The organism is Georgenia daeguensis, from assembly GCF_039537705.1.
GTDB classification, from domain to species: Bacteria; Actinomycetota; Actinomycetes; order Actinomycetales; family Actinomycetaceae; genus Georgenia; species Georgenia daeguensis.
Map to the genome: position 1 here is coordinate 244,269 of NZ_BAABBA010000003.1, position 19,086 is coordinate 263,354.

Sequence of the window (19,086 nt, forward strand, 5' to 3'; positions counted from 1 at the left end):
GGCCGCTGTCCGTAGACTCACTCGCGGCATCGAAGAGCCAGGTCCGCGCGCGGGACGGCCCCTCGGACGTTCTCGATCGCTTATCCTTGACCCGGCGCTGCGGCGCTCACCGCACGACACGACGAACGGACGACACCTTGGACGCACTGCGGATCGCACTGCAGGTGCTGCTGGTCATCACCAGCATCTTCCTGATCCTGACCATCCTCATGCACAAGGGAAAGGGCGGCGGCCTCTCCGACATGTTCGGCGGCGGCCTCTCCAGCTCCGTGGGTTCCTCCGGGGTTGCGGAGCGGAACCTCAACCGGATCACGGTCGGTGTCGCGGTGGTCTGGGGGATCACGGTCATGCTGATCGGTTTGATCCAGAAGTTCGAGTTCTGAGGAGATCGTCGTGGCTGGTGGAAGTGCGATCCGCGGGTCGCGCGTTGGCGCGGGCCCCATGGGGGAGACCGAACGCGGCGAGGCCGCACCCCGCGTCTGGGTGAGCTACTGGTGCTCGAACGGTCATGAGGTCCGGCCGAGCTTCGCCAAGGAGCCCGACATCGTCATCCCGGAGACGTGGGACTGCCCGCGCTGCGGTCTCCCCGCTGGGCAGGACAAGGAGAACCCTCCGCTGCCACCCAAGAACGAGCCGTACAAGACGCATCTCGCCTACGTGAAGGAGCGACGTTCCGACGAGGACGGCGCCGCCCTCCTGGACGAGGCCCTCGCCGCCCTGCGTGAGCGCCGCGGCGGCTGAGCCCTAGCTGACGAGACACGCCCCTCCGACCTTGCCGGTCGGAGGGGCTTTCTTGTTCCGAGCACGCCGGCAGCCCGAGTCCCGCTGCCATCCTGCGGCCCTCAGTCCTTCCGGCTCGGAGGGGCGCTGGTCCGCCCGGTGCGGTCGGCATTCAGAAGGGTGGCTCGTCGTCGTGCGGGCCGGCTCTGCCGGGGGCGGGACCTTGGCGGGGCGTGTCCGTGGTGCCCGGGATGGTCCAGGGGTCGGGCGGTGCGGGATAGGCGCCGGCGGGTGGGTCGGGGGCGCGGCGGTACTTGTGGCCGGTGCGAGCGACGGTCCAGGTCACCGTGCCGTCAGGATGAAGGCGTACGTGCCAGTGCTTGGTGGTCTTGAGGTTGTGGTGCCGCCGGCACAGGGGGTGGAGGTTGCACTTGCGGGTCTGGACGATCAGGTGCGCGATGGCGGGGTCGTACTCGATCGCGTGGTCGAGGTCGCAGACGATGGCCGGGCGGGCGCATCCGGGGAAGGAGCAGGTGATGTGGCGCGCCTGGATGGTGCGCGTCAGGTCGGCGCCGGGCCGGTAGCGGGCGGTGCCCAGATCGGCGAACGCGCCGTTGGCGTCGGTGAACAGGCCACGCCAGGTGGCGTCCTGCGCGAGCTGACGGGCGAGGTCGGCGGGGATGGGTCCGTAGCCGCCGAGGTGGGCGGGGCGGTGATCGAGCCCCAGGAGCGTGCCGGCGCCGACGGTGACCTGCAGCGCGTGGCGGGCGCGGTTGCCCAGGGGTGGCCGGCGAGGTCGACGCCGCGATCCAGGACGGTGGAGAACAGGTCGACGAAGGCGTCGGCGCGAACCTGGTCCATGGTGCGGGGGTCCTCGGCGCGGTCGGCAACGTCGGCCATAGCAGCGTGGGCGAGGGCGTCCAGGGAGTGCTTGACGGTCTGAGCGTGGTCGGCGCGCAGGTAGGCGGTGACGACGGCCATGGCGTCCGGGGCGGGGGTGATGGTCACGTGCCGGGCGGCGTGCTCGACCTCGTGGCGGGCCGCGGCGGCGGTGGGGTTGAGGGTCAGGGCGGCCTTGCGCAGGCGGGCGCGCAGCTGGGGGCCGGTGAGGCGGTGCGCTTCGGGGAGCAGGGCGGTGGTCACGCGGCGGTGCTCGTCCAGGCTCAGGCCGGGCTCGCGGGTGGACAGGATGGTGGCCTTGCGGGTGTCGAGGCGCCCGGTCGTCAGGGCGTCGGCGACCTCGGGGAAGGTGTCCAGGGCAGCGGCGAGGTTGACCTTCATCGACCCGACGGTGGCGGTGGAGCCGAGCCGGACGCCGATCTCCGCGGCGGCGGCGGTGGCGGCGCGGTCGGTGCGGCCGCGCCGGTCGGTCAGCTCGCGCACGTACCGGGCCTGGAGGGACATCGCCCAGGATGCGACGCGCTCGAGGCCCGCGATCACCTCCACCACGGTGGCCTCGCCCAGCCCGGCCGGGGTCAGGGCGGCCAGGACGGTGGCCAGGCCCGGGCCACCGGGCATTGCCTCCAGCGTCGAGGCCGCGGCGGCGTCGACCTCCTGGCCCATGGCGAGACCGGTGCCGGCGGCGAGCGCGGCCAGCACCGCGCCGCCGTCCACCGCTCCGGCCGGGGACGGGGCGGCGCCCACCGGCACCGCCGCGTGCGGCGGCACTCCGACGTGCGACGGCGTCCCCGCGTGCACCGGTGCCGGGGCCGCCTCCGGCGCGGCCGGACCCTGCACGGCCGCGGCTGTGCAGGGGCGGGGACCACGTTCCGTCGCGGAGGGCTGGCGGCGCCCGGTGCGGCGGCTCGCGCTGGAGGCCGCGGGCCCGGTGCGGCGCCGCCGCATCGTCGCCTGCAGGCGGGGGGGTGACCAGCACGGCGACCCCGTTCTGGCCGGTGCCGAGGCGGAGCGAGGACCCCGGGGCGGTCGCCGACCGCACGGCGCGGGTAGCGGCCCCGAGCAGCACCTCCAGCTCGGACACGTCGGGACCGGCGGCCATCACGCCGTCGCCCCCGCCACGCCCGGTGTCGAACATGTGTCCACACTAGGGCCCGCCACCGACATCGGCCGGGACACAGGCCGAACCTGTGGACATGCACCCAGGAAGGAGGGGCCCGCCCGCTCGGGACGTGCGAGTGAGGGAGACAGGCGCTACGCCGTCGCGGGCTCCTTGAGGCCCTTCGTGAGCACACGCCCGTACGTCAGGTCCGGGTCCAGACGCCGGAGCTCCTCGATGAGGGTGTTCTCGGTGTCGCGCTTGGGCAGGTTGACGTGCTGGTCCGGCCGGCCGGAGCGGCTCAGCACGGCGACGGTCGACCCCTGCGGCCGGACGATGCTGATCGACCCGGACGCCCGCTCGAGCACCACCGACTCGATGGCGTCGTGCGCCTCGGGGACCACGGTCACCGGGGCGCCGAGCGAGACGCGCAGCCAGGCGGCGAGCAGCTCCACCGAGGGGTGGTCGGCCGCGCCGGCGACGCGGGCGCCGAGCACCGGCTCCGCCGGGGGCTCGTCCAGCGCGGCCGCGAGCAGCGCGCGCCACAGGGTCAGGCCGCCCCAGGCGAGGTCGGTGTCGCCCGGCGCGTACCCGTCGGCGAGGGTGCGGATCGTCTCCACGGGCTGGGAGCACCGGACGGACTCGGTGATCCGGCGCTGCGCCATCGCTCCGATCGGGTCGGCCGACGGGTTCGCGGGCGGCGTCGAGGGCCACCACGCCACGATGGGCGCGTCGGGCAGCAGCAGGGGCATGACGAGGGTGTCCCGCGTCTTGCCCGCCCCGCCGCGGGGCCGCAGCACCACGACCTCGGACGCCCCGGCGTGGCCTCCCACCCGGATCTCGGCGTCCAGCCCGGCCGGCTTGTCGAGGTCGTCGGGGAGCAGGACGATCACCCGCATCGGGTGCTCGTGGGACGCGCCGTTCGCCGTGCGGATGGCCCGCTCGGAGGACGCCTCGTCGTCGGGCAGGATCACCAGCGTCAGGACACGCCCGAGGGCGACGGCGCCGCCCTCGTCCCGCAGGGAGACGAGGCGGGAGCCGACCTCGGCGGCGCTGGTGTTGCGCAGGGTGACGATCATCGCTTGCTCCTTGTCAGGGGCCGGCTCAGGGCCGGCGCCACGTGCGTCCGTCGCGCGCCAGCATGGCGTCCGCGGAGGAGGGACCCCACGAGCCCGGCGCGTACGGCTCCGGCTGCCCCCGCCGCGCCCAGTGCTCCAGGATCGGGTCGAGGATCTGCCAGGACAGCTCGACCTCCTTCTGGCGCGGGAAGAGCGGCGGGTCGCCCAGCAGCACGTCCAGGATGAGGCGCTCGTACGCCTCCGGGGAGTCCTGCGTGAACGCGTGCCCGTACCCGAAGTCCATCGTGACGTCGCGGACCTCCATGGCGGTCCCCGGCACCTTTGCGCCGAACCGGATCGTCACGCCCTCGTCCGGCTGGACCCGGATGACCAGCGCGTTGGCGCCGAGCTCCTGGGTGGAGGTGAGGTCGAACGGCAGGTGCGGCGCCCGCTTGAAGACGACGGCGATCTCGGTCACCCGCCGTCCCAGGCGCTTGCCGGCACGCAGGTAGAACGGGACGCCCGCCCACCGGCGCGTGTCGATGTCGAGACGCACCGCCGCGTAGGACTCGGTCTCCGAGGTCGGCGGGATGCCGTCCTCCTCGAGGTAGCCGCGCACCTCCTCGCCGCCCTGCCAGCCGCCGGCGTACTGGCCGCGGGCGGTGTGGGAGTCGAGGTCCTCGGGGATCTGCACCGCGGAGAGGATCTTCTCCTTCTCCGCCCGCAGCGCGTCCGCCTCGAAGGAGACAGGCTCCTCCATGGCGGTCAGCGCGAGGAGCTGCAGCAGGTGGTTCTGGATGACGTCGCGGGCCGCGCCGATGCCGTCGTAGTACCCGGCCCGCGAGCCGATGCCGATGGACTCGGCCATCGTGATCTGGACGTGGTCGACGTAGTTGGCGTTCCAGATCGGCTCGAAGAGCTGGTTGGCGAAGCGCAGCGCCAGGATGTTCTGGACCGTCTCCTTGCCGAGGTAGTGGTCGATCCGGAACACGGAGTCGGGCGGGAAGACCTCGGAGACGACGGCGTCGAGCTCGCGCGCCGAGGTCAGGTCGTGCCCGAACGGCTTCTCGATGACGACCCGGCGCCAGCTCTCCGGCTCCGACCCCGACAGCCCCGACCGGGCCAGCTGGCGCAGCACGAGCGGGAAGGCGTCGGGCGGCACCGAGAGGTAGAACGCGTGGTTGCCGCCGGTGCCCTGCTCGGTGTCCAGCGCGGTGACGGTCCGCGCCAGCTCGTCGAACGCGGCGTCGTCGTCGAACTCGCCCTGCACGAACCGGAAGCCCGTGGCGAGCTGCTTCCAGGTCCGCTCGTCGAAGGGGGTGCGGGCGTGCTCGCGCACGGCGTCGTGGACGACCTGGGCGAAGTCCTCGTCGCTCCAGGACCGCCGGCCGAAGCCGGTCAGCGCGAACGACGGCGGGAGCAGGCCGCGGTTGGCGAGGTCGTAGACCGCGGGCATGAGCTTCTTCTTCGCCAGGTCGCCGGTGACGCCGAAGATGACCAGACCCGAGGGGCCGGCGATGCGGGGCAGACGCCGGTCGAGCGGGTCGCGCAGCGGGTTCGTCACGACGCCACGGGGCCGCTGAGCACACCGGCCAGCCAGGCCAGTGCGTCGCGGTTGGTCACGTGCAGGCGCAGGACGGGACGGCCCGTCTCGGCCAGCACCCGCGCGTCCCCCGCCGCCTGGGCGGAGATCAGCGTGGCGAAGTCGAAGTCGCGCCCCGGGATCTGCACGGCGGCCGCGGGGGTCCCGGTGATCTGCAGGAAGACGCCGTTGGCCGGGCCGCCCTTGTGGTACTGCCCCGTCGAGTGGAGGAACCGCGGCCCCCACCCGAACGTGACCGGGCGGCCGGTGCGCCGGGCGAGACCGTCACGCACGCCGTCGAGGATCTGGCTGGCGCGGCCCTCGCGGTCGAGGTACGCCATCACGGCGAGGTAGCCGTCCTGCCCGAGCCGGCCCAGGAGCCGCCCGACCGCCTCGTCCACGGAGGAGACGCCGTCGAGCAGGCCCGCGGAGGCGCGCACCTCGATGCCGGAGTCCTCGAACGCCGGCGGCTGCGGCGCCGGGGTGGAGTCGAGCAGCCCCCGTGCGGCGTTCTTGGCGGACTCGACGTTGGGCTGGTCGAAGGGGTTGATCCCCAGCAGCCGGCCGGCCACGGCGACGGCGTGCTCCCACAGGAGCATGGTGCCGCCGAGCGTGCCGGAGACGGTCACCTCGGTGCGGGAGGCGTCCTCCTCGGAGGTGTCCTCGCCGTCGTCGGTCAGCGGGGTGAGGATGACGGGCAGGACGTCGCGGGCGACGTCGGTGAGCTCGGGAGCCCGCGGTCCGACGACGACCGGCAGCAGGCCCGTGCCCTCCTTGCCGGTGGACTCGGCCACCAGCTGCTCGGCCCAGTCACCGAAGTGGAAGAGGCCGGAGCCGGCGTCCCGGACGACGATCTTGTCGCGCAGCGGCTCGGTGCCCGCCAGGGCGGCGCCGAGGACCAGCGCGGGGTTGGCCTCGGAGTCCTCGGCGAAGAACTCCGCGACGGCGCCCGCCTCCTCGAGGAGCTCCTCGACGTCGACCCCGGCCAGCGCGGCCGGCACGAGGCCGAAGGCGGTCAGCGCGGAGAAACGCCCGCCGACGTTCGGGTCGGCCTCGAAGACGGCGCGGTAGCGCGCCTTCGTCGCGGCCTCCTGGAGCGGGGAGCCCGGGTCGGTGACGACGACGATGCGGCTGGCCGCGTCGATGCCCGCGGCGGTGAAGGCCACCTCGAAGGTGCGGCGCTGGGAGTCGGTCTCCACGGTCGAGCCGGACTTGGAGGAGACGACGACGACGGTCGACCGCAGGTCGCCCTCGAGCGCCCGGTGGACCTGGTCGGGGTGCGTCGAGTCGAGCACCACGAGCTGCTCGCCGGAGGTGCCGGCGATGACCTCGGGGGCGAGCGAGGACCCGCCCATGCCGCACAGCACCACGCGGTCCACGCCCTCCGCCACCAGCTCCTCGCAAAGCTTGCGCAGCGGCTCGAGCAGCGGCCGGGAGGTCTCGTGCAGTCGCGTCCAGCCCAGGCGCACCGAGGCCTCGGACTCCGCGGCATCGCCCCACAGCGTGGGGTCCTGCGCGGAGAGGCGGCTGGCGACCTTGTCCTCGACGAGGCGCGGAAGGTGGGTGGTGACGGCGCGCGCGGCGTCGCCCGTCGCGCTCACCTCGATGACCGCGCCCTCCTCGGGGCCGGCCCAGGCGATCGTGGCGGCCGAGGCGCTCACTTGGCGGCCTCCTGCGTGGCGGTGCGGCCCTGGAGGGCGGCCTCGACGGTCTCGAGGAGCTCGGTCCAGCTCTTCTCGAACTTTTCCACGCCCTCCTCCTCGAGCACCTCGGTGACGTCGGTGTAGGAGACGCCGACGCGCTCGAGCTCGTCCAGGATCTGCCGGGACTCCGCGTAGGTGCCGTGCACGGTGTCACCGCGCAGGTCGGCGTGGTCCGCGGCGGCCTGCATGGTCTTCTCGGGCATGGTGTTGACCACGCCGTCGACGACGAGCTCGTCCACGTACATCGTGTCCGGGTAGGCGGGGTCCTTCACACCGGTGGACGCCCAGAGCGGCCGCTGCGGGTGCGCGCCGGCCGCCGCGAGCTCCTCCCAGCGCGGAGTGGAGAAGATCTCCTCGTAGGCCTCGAAGGCGAGGCGGGCGTTGGCGATGCCGGCCTTGCCCTTCAGGGCCTTCGCCTCCTCGGTGCCCAGGGCGTCGAGCCGCTTGTCGAACTCCGTGTCCACGCGGGAGACGAAGAACGAGGCCACCGACCGGATCGTGCCGAGGTCGATGCCGGCGGCGTGGGCGCGCTCGAGGCCGTCGAGGTACGCGGCGGCCACCGCGCGGTAGCGGTCGAGGGAGAAGATCAGCGTCACGTTCACGCTGATGCCCTCGCTGATCGCCTGTGTGATGGCCGGCAGGCCCTCCATGGTGGCCGGGATCTTCACGAAGAGGTTCGGGCGGTCCACCGTCTGCCACAGCACCCGGGCCTGCTCGATCGTCTTCTCGGTGTTCTTGGCCAGGCGCGGGTCCACCTCGATGGACACGCGCCCGTCCTCGCCGCCGGTGGCGTCGTAGACGTCCCGCAGCAGGTCGCAGGCGTGGCGCACATCGTCGGTCGTGACGGCGATGACCGCCTCGTCCACGCTGACCCCCTGCTCGGAGAGCGTGGCCATCTGCTCGTCGTAGGCCGAGCCCTGCGAGAGGGCGCCGGCGAAGATCGTCGGGTTCGTGGTCACGCCCACCACGTGCTGCTGGTCGACCAGGGCCCGCAGACCCCCGCCGGTCAGACGCTCGCGCGAGAGGTCGTCGAGCCAGACGGAGACGCCGAGCTCGCTGAGCCGGCCGAGCCGGTCGGTGCTGCTGTCACTCATTGCTGCTCCTCGTTCGTGAAAGGTGTGGTGGGCGTGACCGCGGGTCACTTGGGAAGGTCGCCGGTGCCCGCCTGCGTCGGGACCTGCTCCGCCTGCGGCGCGGCGTCGCCCTGCGCGGCGGCGATGGACTCCTTCGCCGCGGCAGCGACCGCCTCGGCCGTGATGCCGAACTTCTCGTAGATCACCTTGTAGTCGGCGGACGCGCCGTAGTGCTCGAGCGAGACGGCCCGGCCGGCGATGCCGAGGAGGTGGTGCCAGCTCATCGCGATCCCGGCCTCGACGGAGACCCGGGCGCGCACCGAGGAGGGGAGCACCTGCTCACGGTAGGCCTCGTCCTGCTCGGCGAACCACTCCTGGCTCGGCACGGAGACCACGCGGGCGGCGATCCCCTCGGCGGCGAGCTGCTCGCGGGCCGCCAGGGCCAGCTGCACCTCGGAGCCGGTGCCCATGAGGATGACGTCCGGCTCGCCGCCGGCCGCCTCGGCCAGGACGTAGGCGCCGCGGAGGGTGCCCTCGGCGCTGGCGAGCTGCTCGCCGTCGGCCGCGCCGTCGCCGCGCTCGGGGTTCGGCACGTCCTGACGGGTCAGGATGATGCCGGCGGGGCGGTCGGTGCGCTCGAGGATGCCGCGCCAGGCGTAGGCGGTCTCGGCGCCGTCGGCGGGGCGGACCACGTCGAGGCCCGGGATGGCGCGCAGGGCGCTGAGGTGCTCCACGGGCTGGTGCGTCGGGCCGTCCTCGCCGAGACCGATGGAGTCGTGCGTCCACACGAAGGTCGCCGGAGCACCCATGAGGGCGGCGAGCCGCACGGAGGGGCGCATGTAGTCGGAGAAGGTGAGGAAGGTCCCGCCGTAGGGGCGGGTCAGGCCGTGCAGCGTGATGCCGTTGAGGATCGCGCCCATGGCGTGCTCACGGATGCCGAAGTGGAGCGTGCGGCCGTACTCGTGGCCGGGGAACATCTTGGTGGAGCGCTCCACCGGGTGGAAGGACGGCTCGCCCTTCATGGTGGTGTTGTTCGAGCCGGCGAGGTCGGCCGAGCCGCCCCACAGCTCGGGCAGGGCGGCGGCCAGGCCGGAGAGCACCTCGCCGGAGGCCTTACGGGTGGAGACCGCCTTGCCGCCCTCGAACACGGGCAGGGCGTCGGTCCAGCCCGCGGGCAGCTCGCGGGCGCGCAGCCGGTCGAGCAGCGCGGCACCCTCGGGGCTGGCGGTGCGCCAGGCCTCGTAGGCGCCGTCCCACTGCTCGTGCGCGGCGGCGGCGCGGGCGGCGGCGTTCGAGCGGGTGTGCTCCAGGACCTCCGGGGCCACCTCGAAGTCCTTCTCGGGGTCGAACCCGAGGACGCCCTTGAGCGCCTTGACCTCGTCGGCGCCCAGCGCCGATCCGTGGATGGCGCCGGTGTTCTGCTTGGTGGGGGAGGGCCAGCCGATGATGGTGCGCAGCGAGATGATCGAGGGGCGCCTCGTCTCCGCCGTCGCCGCCTGGATCGCGGAGTAGAGGGCGTCGACGTCCTCCTTGTACTCCGTGCCGCCCTGGGTCCAGTCGACCCGCTGGGTGTGCCAGCCGTAGGCCTCGTAGCGGGCCAGGACGTCCTCGGTGAAGGCGATGTTGGTGTCGTCCTCGATCGAGATGTGGTTGTCGTCGTAGATGACCACGAGGTTGCCGAGCTGCTGGGTGCCGGCGAGGGAGGAGGCCTCGGAGGTCACGCCCTCCTGGAGGTCACCGTCGGAGGCGATGACGAAGACGTGGTGGTCGAACGGGCTCGCGCCCGCGGCGGCGTCGGGGTCGAGCAGACCGCGCTCCTTGCGGGTGGCGTAGGCCATCCCGACGGCGGAGGCGAGGCCCTGGCCGAGCGGCCCGGTGGTGATCTCGACACCCTTGGTGTGGCGGTACTCCGGGTGGCCCGGCGTCTTCGAGCCCCAGGTGCGCAGGGCCTGGAGGTCCTCGATCTCGAGGCCCATGCCGGCCAGGTACAGCTGGATGTACTGGGTGAGCGAGGAGTGTCCCGCCGAGAGCACGAAGCGGTCGCGCCCGAGCCACTGGTCGTCGGCGGGGTCCAGCTTCATGACCTTCTGGAACAGCAGGTACGCCGCCGGGGCGAGCGACATCGCCGTGCCGGGGTGCCCGTTGCCGACCTTCTGGACGGCGTCGGCGGCGAGCACGCGGGCGGTGTCGACCGCCCGCTGGTCGAGCTCGGACCACTCGAGGGCGGCTGGCGTTACGTTCACGAATCCTCGTTTCCGTCCCGGTTCCGGCCCGGGACCTCGTCGGACGGTGGCTCCGCTCGTCCGGCAGACGGCAGGCGTCACGATCTGTACCTCCGCGACTTTACCGGCCGCCGGCCCCCCGGGCCCCGGGTGGCCATAGGTTGTCCCGCGGGGTAGCCGGGGCCGGGCGACCGACGTCGTCGCCGGACCCGCCGAGGGCCGCGAGAACGGCCGGATCCCGCGCCGTGGGGCGCGTCCCGGGGTGAGGCACGCCACCTCCCCGAGGGGCGCCGTCGCCGCCAGACGTGACTCCTTCGACATGCCAGGATGGCGGTTTTCCGGGCCGGTCCACGTACCATGGCCGCGGAGGACGGGTGGAACATGCCCGCCGTCATGAGCCGGTGCGCCCGCCGGCGGAGCAGGAGCGAGAGATCCGCGTGCACAGTGCCCAGCCAGCCGCGAGCGACCCCGTGGCCCATGCCACCCCCGCCGGGGCCGGTACGCCGGCGGGCCCGCTGCACCCGGCGGACGGGCGGCGGTCGCGCTGGAGGGCGTACCTCGCCCTGACGAAGCCGCGGATCATCGAGCTGCTGCTGGTCACCACGGTCCCGACCATGATCCTGGCCGCGGACGGCTGGCCGGGAACCTGGCTGCTCGTCGCGACGCTCGTCGGGGGCTCCTTCGCCGCGGGCTCGGCCAACGCGTTCAACATGTTCCTGGACCGCGACATCGACCGGCTGATGAACCGCACCAAGCAGCGGCCGCTGGTGACCGGAGAGCTCACCGACCGTCAGGCCCTCGTCTTCGCGACCGCCCTCGGCGCCATCTCGATCGCGTGGTTCGCCGCGCTGGTCAACTGGGCGTCCGCGTGGCTCGCGCTGGCCGCGATCCTGCTCTACGTCGTCTTCTACACGATCCTGCTCAAGCGCCGGACCTCCCAGAACATCGTCTGGGGCGGGGTGGCCGGCTGCATGCCCGTGCTCATCGGCTGGGCCGCCGTGACCGGGACCGTGGCGTGGGCGCCGGTGGTGCTCTTCCTCGTCATCTTCTTCTGGACGCCGCCGCACTACTGGCCGCTGTCCATGAAGTTCCGCAAGGACTACGCGCGGGCCGGGGTCCCGATGCTGCCCGTGGTCGCCGACGACGTGCGCGTGGCCCGGCAGATCCTGCTCTACACGGTCGCGATGATCGCCTGCACGCTCGCCCTGATCCCGGTGGCGGGGATGGGCTGGCTGTACACCGTGACGGCGCTGGCCGCCGGGGCGTGGTTCCTCGCCTCCTGCGTCCGCCTCTACCGCCGGGCGCTGCACCCCGAGCGGGGCAAGCTCGCCGCGATGAAGGTCTTCCACGGCTCCATCACCTACCTGTCCGTGGTGTTCCTCGCCGTGGCGGTCGACCCGTTCCTGCCGTTCTGACGCCGCGGCGATGACGTCGGGGCTCGAGCGCGCGCGGGCGGAGTACCTCGCCCATCTCGCGGTCGAGCGCGGCGTCAGCGACCACACCCTCGCCGCCTACACCCGCGACCTCGAGCGCTACTGCGAGTTCCTCTTCGCCCGGGGCCGGGCGAGCCTGGACGAGGTGCGCGAGGGCGACGTCGTCGCCTACCTCGAGGCGATCCGCACCGGTGACGACGGCGGATCGGTGCTCGCGCCGTCGTCGGCCGCCCGCGCCGTGACCGCCGTGCGCGGGTGGCACCGCTTCGCGCACGCCGAGGGGACGACGGCGCAGGACCCGAGCGCCGCCGTGCGGCCGCCGTCGAGCTCACGCCGCCTGCCCAAGGCGATCCCGGTCGACCGGGTCGAGGCGCTGCTGGAGGCCGCGTCGCTGGGGGAGGGGCCGGTCCCGCTGCGGGACCGGGCGCTGCTGGAGGTGCTGTACGGGACGGGGGCGCGGATCAGCGAGGCGGTCGGCCTGGCGGTCGACGACCTGGACCTCGACGGCGACGTCGCCGCCGTGCGCCTCTTCGGCAAGGGCCGCCGCGAGCGCGTGGTGCCGGTGGGCAGCTACGCCGTCGAGGCGCTGGAGGCCTACCTGGTGCGCGGGCGGCCGGAGCTGGCGAAGGCGGGCCGTGGCAACGCTGGTGTGTTCCTCAACACCCGCGGCAACCCGCTGAGCCGCCAGAGCGCCTGGGCGGTGCTGCAGACCGCCGCGGGGCGTGCGGGGCTCACCGAGCACATCTCCCCGCACACGCTCCGGCACTCCTTCGCCACCCATCTGCTCTCCGGCGGCGCGGACGTGCGCGTGGTGCAGGAGCTGCTCGGCCACGCCTCGGTGACCACCACGCAGATCTACACCCAGGTCACCGCCCAGACCATGCGTGAGGTGTACGCCGCCGCGCACCCCCGAGCCCTGGGCTGAGCGGATCCGGGCCTGGCCCGGGCGGCGCATCGCGTCCCCCTCGAGCGTGCGGGAGGCGGCGCATACTCGAGCGCGCGGATTTCGGTGCCCCTCCCGATCATCGGTGCGTGTTCTAGCGAGCACCGGAGGAGGGAAGGACCACCGAACCTAGGATCGCTCCGGGAACCTGGGATCGCTCCGGGATCCTGGGATCGCTCCGAGAACGGGGATGGTCCGGGGATCCTCGCGAGACGTGGGGCGGTGGCTTCGCGCCACGCCCCGCGCGGTGTTGGGGCGCCCGCGCCGCGTCGACTAGCGTGGCGAGGGTGAGTAGCGAGCAGCCAGGCCTGATCCCGGAGGGCGCCGTGGGCACCATGCCCGACGCCGACGTCGACTTCCCGGTCCCCGCGCCGCTCGACGGTCACGGGCCGGCCCGCGTCATCGCCATGTGCAACCAGAAGGGCGGCGTCGGCAAGACCACGACCACGATCAACCTCGGCGCGGCGCTGGCCGAGTACGGCCGCCGCGTGCTCATCGTCGACTTCGACCCGCAGGGCGCCGCATCGGCCGGCCTGGGCATCAACGCCCACGAGCTCGACCGCACCATCTACAACCTGATGATGGAGCCGCGCGCCGACGTGCGGGAGATCATCGAGCACACCGACGTCGAGGGCCTGGACGTCGTTCCGGCGAACATCGACCTCTCCGCCGCCGAGGTGCAGCTGGTCTCCGAGGTCGCCCGCGAGCAGGCCCTCGCCCGCGTGCTGCGCCCGGTGCTCGACGACTACGACGTCATCCTCATCGACTGCCAGCCCTCGCTCGGCCTGCTCACGGTCAACGCGCTGACCGCCGCTCACGGCGTGCTCATCCCGCTCGAGGCCGAGTTCTTCGCGCTGCGCGGCGTCGCGCTGCTGGTGGAGAGCATCGAGCGCGTGCAGGACAGGATCAACCCGCGGCTGCGCATCGACGGCATCCTCGCCACCATGGTCGACCTGCGCACCCTGCACTCCCGCGAGGTCATCGACCGCGTCCGCGAGGCGTTCGGCGACAAGGTGTACAACACGATGATCTCCCGCACCGTGAAGTTTCCCGACGCCTCCGTCGCGACCGAGCCCATCACCACCTACGCCCCGACCCACCCCGGGGCGGAGGCCTACCGCCGCCTGGCCCGCGAGCTCGTCGCGCGCGGCGACTCGGCCTGACCGTCACGATGCCGCCCGTCGACCCGGCGGCGCCCGCAGGCACGCCGCTCGCCGACGCGGCAGCCCCCGCCGAGACGGTCGTTGGCGCGGCGCCTGCTGCCGGGGCTTCCGCCGCCGTCGACGCGGTGCCCGCCGGCGGGGCTCCCGCCGCCGTCGACGCGGCGCCTGCCGTCACCCGGGCCGGCGCGGGCACGTTCGCCGTCACGCTGGCCAACTTCGAGGGTCCGTTCGACCTGCTGCTGTCCCTGATCGCCAAGCACCGGCTGGACATCACCGAGGTCGCCCTGGCCGAGGTCACGGACGAGTTCATCGCCCACATCTCCGCCCACGCCGACTGGGACCTGGGACAGGCCAGCGAGTTCCTCGTCATCGCCGCGACCCTCCTCGACCTCAAGGCCGCCCGCCTGCTGCCGCGCGGCTCCGTCGAGGACGACGACGACCTCGAGCTCCTCGAGGCGCGCGACCTGCTCTTCGCGCGCCTCCTGCAGTACCGCGCGTTCAAGGAGGTCGCCGCCTACCTCGGCCAGGAGTGGGACACCAACGGCCGCTCCTACCCCCGCAGCGTGCCGCTCGAGCCCCAGTTCGCCGCGCTGCTGCCGGAGCTGGTCATGCAGGTCGGGCCGGACGAGCTCGCCCGGCTGGCCGCCGGCGCCCTCGCGCCCCGGCCCGGCGCCCCGACCGTCGAGCTGTCCCACCTGCACAACCCGGTCGTGCCCGTGCGCGAGCAGGCCACGATCATCGTCGACCGGCTGCGCCGCCTGCGCAGCGCCACCTTCCGCGCCCTGACGGAGGACGCCGCGAGCACCGCCGTCGTCGTCTCGCGCTTCCTGGCCCTCCTCGAGCTCTTCCGCGAGGGGGCCGTCTCCTTCGAGCAGGCCGAGGCACTCGGTGAGCTCACCGTGCGCTGGTCGGGCACGGAGGAGGGGGAGATCGCCGTCCGCGACGACTTCGACGACCCGCAGGAGCCCCACGACGACGACGCGGCACGTGAGAAGGACCACGGCACGGAGCCCGGCCGGGGCGGACCCGCAGCGAGCGAGGAGAACCAGTGAGCGAGCACGAGCCGGGGGAGGAGCCCCGGTATGAGGCGGTCCCTGACGACGCCCTGCCCGAGCAGCACCTCACCGCCCTGGAGGCGGTGCTCATGGTGGTCGACGAGCCGGTCCCGGCGGCCGATCTCGCCAGCGTCATGGGGCTGCCCACCGGCCAGGTGACCGAGCTGCTCGCGGAGCTGGCCGCCGAGTACCGCGGCGAGCGGGGCGGGCGGCCCCGCGGGTTCGAGCTGCGCGAGGTCGGCGGCGGCTGGCGGATCTTCTCCGCCCCGGCCCACGCCGACGTCGTCGGCCGCTTCGTCCTGGACGGGCAGACCGCCAAGCTGACGCAGGCCTCCCTCGAGACCCTGGCCGTGATCGCCTACCGCCAGCCCGTCACCCGCGGCCGCATCTCGGCCATCCGTGGTGTGAACGTCGACGGCGTGGTGCGTACGCTGCTGGCGAGGGGTCTGGTCGAGGAGGCCGGGCACGACGAGGAGGGCGGTGCCATGCGGTACCGGACCTCCGCGTACTTCCTCGAGCGGATGGGCCTGACCTCGCTGGAGGACCTGCCCCCGCTCGCCCCCTACCTGCCCGACATGGGCAGCCTTGACGACGTCGACGGAGAGTTCAGATGACAGACCAGCACGTGCCCGAGGGCGTCCGCCTGCAGAAGGTCCTGGCGGGTGCGGGCCTCGGGTCCCGGCGCGCGTGCGAGGACATCATCGCCGCCGGCCGGGTGACCGTGAACGGTCAGAAGGTCCGTGAGCTCGGCACCCGCGTCGACCCGCGCACCGCCGTCATCCACGTCGACGGGCTGCGCGTCCAGCTGGACGACTCCGTCGTGACCCTGGCGCTGAACAAGCCCGAGGGCGTGGTCTCCACCATGGACGACGAGCACGGCCGCCCCTCCCTCGCCCAGTACGTCGCGGACCGGCCCGAGCGGCTCTTCCACGTCGGCCGCCTCGACGCCGAGACCTCCGGGCTGCTCCTGCTGACGAACGACGGCGAGCTCGCCCACCGGCTCACGCACCCCTCCTACGAGGTGCTCAAGACGTACCTGGCCACCGTCGAGGGCCGCGTGTCCCGCGGCCTCGTCAAGCAGCTCGAGGCAGGTGTCGAGCTCGAGGACGGGCCCGTGCGCGTGGACTCCTTCACCGTCAAGGAGGTCGTCCCGGACCAGTCGCTGGTCGAGGTGGTCCTTCACGAGGGCCGCAACCACATCGTCCGGCGACTCATGGCGGAGGTCGGTCACCCGGTCATCAAGCTGACCCGGACCCGGATCGGGCCCATCGTCCTGGGGAACCTGCGCCCGGGCAGCACGCGGGTGATCGGCGGCGCCGAGCTCGGCTCGCTGATGAAGGCCGTCGACATGTAGCTGCCGCTGTGAGCGGGTGCACCCGGGCCCGGTCCGGAGCCCCGGCCACGGTGGCGGTACCCTCGCCTGGTGCCTGAGAACGCCCCCACCAGCCCTGTCGCGACGACGGGACCGGTGAAGGTCGTCGGCACCGGGCTGCTGGGCGCGAGCCTCGGCCTGGCGCTGCGCGCGGCAGGCGTCGCCGTCCAGCTCGCCGACGCCTCACCCACCGCGCTCGCCCTGGCCCGCGACGTCGGCGCCGGCACGCCCGCCGCCGACGGCGACCCCGAGCCGGTCCTCGTCGTCGTCGCGACCCCGCCCGACGTCGCCGCCGAGACCGTCGTCGCCGAGCTGGCCCGCCACCCGCGGGCCGTCGTGACCGACGTCGCCAGCGTCAAGGCCCTCATCGCCGACGAGGTCGCCCGGGACGCGGGCGCGCACCTGGACCGCTACGTCGGTTCCCACCCGATGGCCGGGCGGGAGCGCTCCGGTGCCGCCGCCGCCGACGCCGACCTCTTCGTCGGCCGCCCGTGGGTGGTCGTCCCCGGGCCGCACGCCTCGCCCGCCGCGGTGCTGGCCGTGCGGTCCCTGGCCACCGACGTCGGCGCCAGCCCCGTCACCCTCGGGGCGCAGGAGCACGACGACGCCGTCGCCCTGGTCTCCCACCTGCCCCAGCTCGCGGCCTCCCTGGTCGCCGCCCGTTTGCGCGAGGCGCCCGAGGCGGCGCTGGGACTGGCGGGCCAGGGCCTGCGTGACGTCACCCGCATCGCCGCCTCCGACCCGCAACTCTGGGCCGCCATCCTCGTCGGCAACGCCGGCCCGGTCGCCCGTGCTCTGCGCGAGGTGCGCGAGGATCTCGACACCGTCGTCACCGCCCTCGACCGCGCCGCCCAGGAGGGCCCCCTCGCCCCGGGCTCGACCGGCCCGCTGGCCCACGTCGTCGCGGCGGGGCGCTCCGGCGTCGGGCGGATCCCGGGCAAGCACGGCGGCGCCCCGCGCCGTTACGGCGAGGTCACCGTCCTCATCCCCGACGAGCCGGGCGAGCTCGGGAGGCTCTTCAGCGAGGTCGGCGAGGCCGGGATCAACATCGAGGACCTCCAGCTCGAGCACTCCGCGGGGCAGCCGGTGGGCCTGGCGATCCTGTCGGTGCTGCCGTCCGCGGTGGAGCCGCTGGAGGACGAGCTCGACCGGCGCGGCTGGCGCGTGGTGGCCCGGTGAGCGTGCGGCAGGGGCGACGAATGACGACGCAAGGATCAGGGACGACGACGCAGGGTTCGTCGGCGCGGCAGGAGGACAGCGTGGAGCAGGGCAGGCAGGACCGCGGGATCGTGGTCGCGATCGACGGGCCGTCGGGCTCCGGGAAGTCCACGGTCTCCCGCCGCCTCGCGCGCGAGCTCGGCCTGGCCTACCTCGACACCGGCGCGATGTACCGGGCCGCCACGTGGTGGTGCGGGCGCACCGGGGTCGACCTCGACGACGTGGCCGCCGTCGCGGCCGCCGTGCGCGCGATGCCGCTGACGATGGTCACCGACCCGCGCGACCCGCGCGTGGTGTGCGACGGCGTTGACATCACCGACGCCATCCGCGAGGCGGCGCTGACCGCCGTCGTCTCCAAGGTCGCGACGAACCTCGACGTGCGCGCCGAGCTCAAGCGGCTCCAGCGCGCGATCATCGAGGACGCCGCCGGGGGAGCGGGGGACCACGCGCCGCGCGGGATCGTGGCCGAGGGCCGCGATATCACCACCGTCGTGGCGCCCGACGCCGACGTGCGCATCCTCCTCCTCGCCGACGAGCAGGCCCGCCTCGCCCGGCGCGCCAAGGAGCGGCACGGCACCGCCGACGCCAGCACGATCGAGGCCACCCGCGACGAGGTGCTGCGCCGCGACGCCGACGACTCGACCGTCTCGACCTTCCTGACCGCCGCCGACGGCGTCGTGACCGTCGACTCCTCGGCGTACGGGGTCGACGAGACCTTCGCCGCCGTGCTCTCCGTGGTCACCAAGGCCCAGGAGGCACGCCGGTGAGCAGAGCGACCGGGCAGAAGAAGGCCCCGAGCCGCGGGCAGCGCGTGCGCCCCGAGGACATCTACCGCTGGGGGCCGGTCTGGGCCCGTCAGGTTGGCCGCTTCCTCAACCACATCTGGTGGGACACCACCGTGCACGGCGCGGAACGCGTGCCCGCCGAGGGGCCGGTCATCATCGCCTCCAACCACGTCGGCATCGTCGACGGCCCCGTGGTGTTCGGGGCGGTGCCCCGCGGCTCGCACTTCCTCGTCAAGCAGGAGTTCTTCGACTCGCGGATCGGCTTCCTCATGACCTGGGCCGGGCAGATCCCGGTGGACCGGGCGTCCGGCCGGGCCGCCCTGGCCGTCGGGAAGTCGATGCTCGAGGAGGGCCGTGTGGTCGGCATCTTCCCCGAGGGCACCCGCGGCACCGGCGACGCCAGCTCGGTGCGTGCGGGCGTGGCCTGGCTCGCCGTCAACACCGGCGCACCGGTGGTCCCGGCCGCCTGCCTGGGCACCCGGCTGCCCGGCGACCGGCGCGGTCACGTGCCCGGGCCGCGCTCGAAGCTGCACGTGGTCTTCGGCGACCCCCTCACGCTCGACATGCCCGAGGGCACCAGCCGGCGTGACCGGATGAACGGCGCGATGGACCGCATCGGCGCCGGGCTGGCGGCCCACGTGCGCGACGCCGTCGCCCTCACCGGCGTCCCGCTGCCCGCCTCGGAGGCCGACCCGCTCACCGACGGCCCGACCGGTCCGGACGCGCCTGGTCGTGACGCCGGCGACGGCAAGGGAGAATGACC

At 73.7% G+C, this 19,086-nt stretch carries 18 protein-coding genes; 11 read left to right on the plus strand and 7 right to left on the minus strand.

Annotated features, from left to right (window positions below):
• Positions 1-137: 137 nt before the first annotated feature.
• Entirely contained in the window at positions 138-383 is a 246-nt protein-coding gene (gene secG / locus ABD774_RS04440; protein ID WP_345038092.1) for a preprotein translocase subunit SecG, read from the plus strand.
• A 10-nt stretch (positions 384-393) separates the two neighbouring features.
• Positions 394-741 (plus strand): RNA polymerase-binding protein RbpA, encoded by a 348-nt coding sequence (locus ABD774_RS04445; RefSeq protein ID WP_308221684.1) that lies wholly within the window; start codon positions 394-396, stop codon positions 739-741.
• A 151-nt stretch (positions 742-892) separates the two neighbouring features.
• Here the strand turns inward: ABD774_RS04445 and ABD774_RS04450 are convergent, their stop codons facing one another.
• From ABD774_RS04450 to tkt, 7 genes are all read right to left on the minus strand, one after another.
• Complete coding sequence (locus ABD774_RS04450) at positions 893-1,066, minus strand: hypothetical protein (protein ID WP_345038096.1); 174 nt, start codon at positions 1,064-1,066, stop codon at positions 893-895.
• Positions 1,067-1,281: 215 nt separating this feature from the next.
• The gene (locus ABD774_RS04455; RefSeq protein WP_345038098.1) at positions 1,282-2,457 is read right to left on the minus strand and encodes a DUF222 domain-containing protein; all 1,176 of its coding nucleotides are present in this window, start codon (positions 2,455-2,457) and stop codon (positions 1,282-1,284) included.
• A 414-nt stretch (positions 2,458-2,871) separates the two neighbouring features.
• Positions 2,872-3,795, minus strand: a complete 924-nt coding sequence (locus ABD774_RS04460; RefSeq protein WP_345038100.1) for a glucose-6-phosphate dehydrogenase assembly protein OpcA — start codon at positions 3,793-3,795, stop codon at positions 2,872-2,874.
• A gap of 25 nt (positions 3,796-3,820) precedes the next feature.
• Positions 3,821-5,338: a glucose-6-phosphate dehydrogenase gene (gene zwf / locus ABD774_RS04465; protein WP_345038102.1), complete on the minus strand. Its 1,518-nt coding sequence runs from the start codon at positions 5,336-5,338 to the stop codon at positions 3,821-3,823.
• Positions 5,335-7,017, minus strand: coding sequence for a glucose-6-phosphate isomerase (locus ABD774_RS04470; RefSeq protein WP_425554461.1), 1,683 nt, complete (start codon positions 7,015-7,017; stop codon positions 5,335-5,337). Before ABD774_RS04470 ends, zwf begins: the two co-directional genes overlap by 4 nt.
• Positions 7,014-8,153, minus strand: a complete 1,140-nt coding sequence (gene tal / locus ABD774_RS04475) for a transaldolase (RefSeq protein ID WP_345038104.1) — start codon at positions 8,151-8,153, stop codon at positions 7,014-7,016. Before tal ends, ABD774_RS04470 begins: the two co-directional genes overlap by 4 nt.
• A 44-nt stretch (positions 8,154-8,197) precedes the next feature.
• On the minus strand, positions 8,198-10,375 hold the full coding sequence (tkt, locus tag ABD774_RS04480) for a transketolase (RefSeq protein WP_345038107.1): 2,178 nt from the start codon (positions 10,373-10,375) through the stop codon (positions 8,198-8,200).
• A 494-nt stretch (positions 10,376-10,869) separates the two neighbouring features.
• On the opposite strand from tkt, the gene ABD774_RS04485 reads away from it, so the two are divergent.
• The 9 genes from ABD774_RS04485 to ABD774_RS04525 all read left to right on the plus strand — a co-directional run bounded on the left by ABD774_RS04485 (position 10,870) and on the right by ABD774_RS04525 (position 19,084).
• Positions 10,870-11,769, plus strand: coding sequence for a heme o synthase (locus tag ABD774_RS04485; protein ID WP_345038280.1), 900 nt, complete (start codon positions 10,870-10,872; stop codon positions 11,767-11,769).
• A gap of 10 nt (positions 11,770-11,779) precedes the next feature.
• Entirely contained in the window at positions 11,780-12,712 is a 933-nt protein-coding gene (gene xerD, locus ABD774_RS04490; protein ID WP_345038109.1) for a site-specific tyrosine recombinase XerD, read from the plus strand.
• A 353-nt stretch (positions 12,713-13,065) separates the two neighbouring features.
• Complete coding sequence (locus ABD774_RS04495) at positions 13,066-13,893, plus strand: ParA family protein (RefSeq protein WP_345038282.1); 828 nt, start codon at positions 13,066-13,068, stop codon at positions 13,891-13,893.
• A gap of 8 nt (positions 13,894-13,901) precedes the next feature.
• Complete coding sequence (locus ABD774_RS04500) at positions 13,902-14,945, plus strand: segregation and condensation protein A (protein WP_345038111.1); 1,044 nt, start codon at positions 13,902-13,904, stop codon at positions 14,943-14,945.
• Positions 14,942-15,562, plus strand: a complete 621-nt coding sequence (gene scpB / locus ABD774_RS04505) for an SMC-Scp complex subunit ScpB (RefSeq protein WP_425554464.1) — start codon at positions 14,942-14,944, stop codon at positions 15,560-15,562. The genes ABD774_RS04500 and scpB overlap by 4 nt, the downstream gene beginning before the upstream one ends.
• Positions 15,559-16,302: a pseudouridine synthase gene (locus ABD774_RS04510; protein ID WP_345038114.1), complete on the plus strand. Its 744-nt coding sequence runs from the start codon at positions 15,559-15,561 to the stop codon at positions 16,300-16,302. Before scpB ends, ABD774_RS04510 begins: the two co-directional genes overlap by 4 nt.
• A 69-nt stretch (positions 16,303-16,371) precedes the next feature.
• Positions 16,372-17,499 (plus strand): prephenate dehydrogenase, encoded by a 1,128-nt coding sequence (locus tag ABD774_RS04515; protein WP_345038116.1) that lies wholly within the window; start codon positions 16,372-16,374, stop codon positions 17,497-17,499.
• An 80-nt stretch (positions 17,500-17,579) separates the two neighbouring features.
• Positions 17,580-18,305: a (d)CMP kinase gene (gene cmk, locus ABD774_RS04520; RefSeq protein WP_345038117.1), complete on the plus strand. Its 726-nt coding sequence runs from the start codon at positions 17,580-17,582 to the stop codon at positions 18,303-18,305.
• Complete coding sequence (locus ABD774_RS04525) at positions 18,302-19,084, plus strand: lysophospholipid acyltransferase family protein (protein ID WP_345038118.1); 783 nt, start codon at positions 18,302-18,304, stop codon at positions 19,082-19,084. Before cmk ends, ABD774_RS04525 begins: the two co-directional genes overlap by 4 nt.
• Positions 19,085-19,086 lie beyond the last annotated feature (2 nt).

What these genes read in the sequence shown, in the direction of transcription:
- xerD (WP_345038109.1), top strand. Translation starts at nt 11,780, where the DNA reads ATGACGTCGGGGCTCGAGCGCGCGCGGGCGGAGTACCTCGCCCATCTC.
- ABD774_RS04460 (WP_345038100.1), bottom strand. Translation starts at nt 3,795, where the DNA reads ATGATCGTCACCCTGCGCAACACCAGCGCCGCCGAGGTCGGCTCCCGC.
- ABD774_RS04510 (WP_345038114.1), top strand. Translation starts at nt 15,559, where the DNA reads ATGACAGACCAGCACGTGCCCGAGGGCGTCCGCCTGCAGAAGGTCCTG.
- ABD774_RS04495 (WP_345038282.1), top strand. Translation starts at nt 13,066, where the DNA reads ATGCCCGACGCCGACGTCGACTTCCCGGTCCCCGCGCCGCTCGACGGT.
- ABD774_RS04500 (WP_345038111.1), top strand. Translation starts at nt 13,902, where the DNA reads ATGCCGCCCGTCGACCCGGCGGCGCCCGCAGGCACGCCGCTCGCCGAC.
- tal (WP_345038104.1), bottom strand. Translation starts at nt 8,153, where the DNA reads ATGAGTGACAGCAGCACCGACCGGCTCGGCCGGCTCAGCGAGCTCGGC.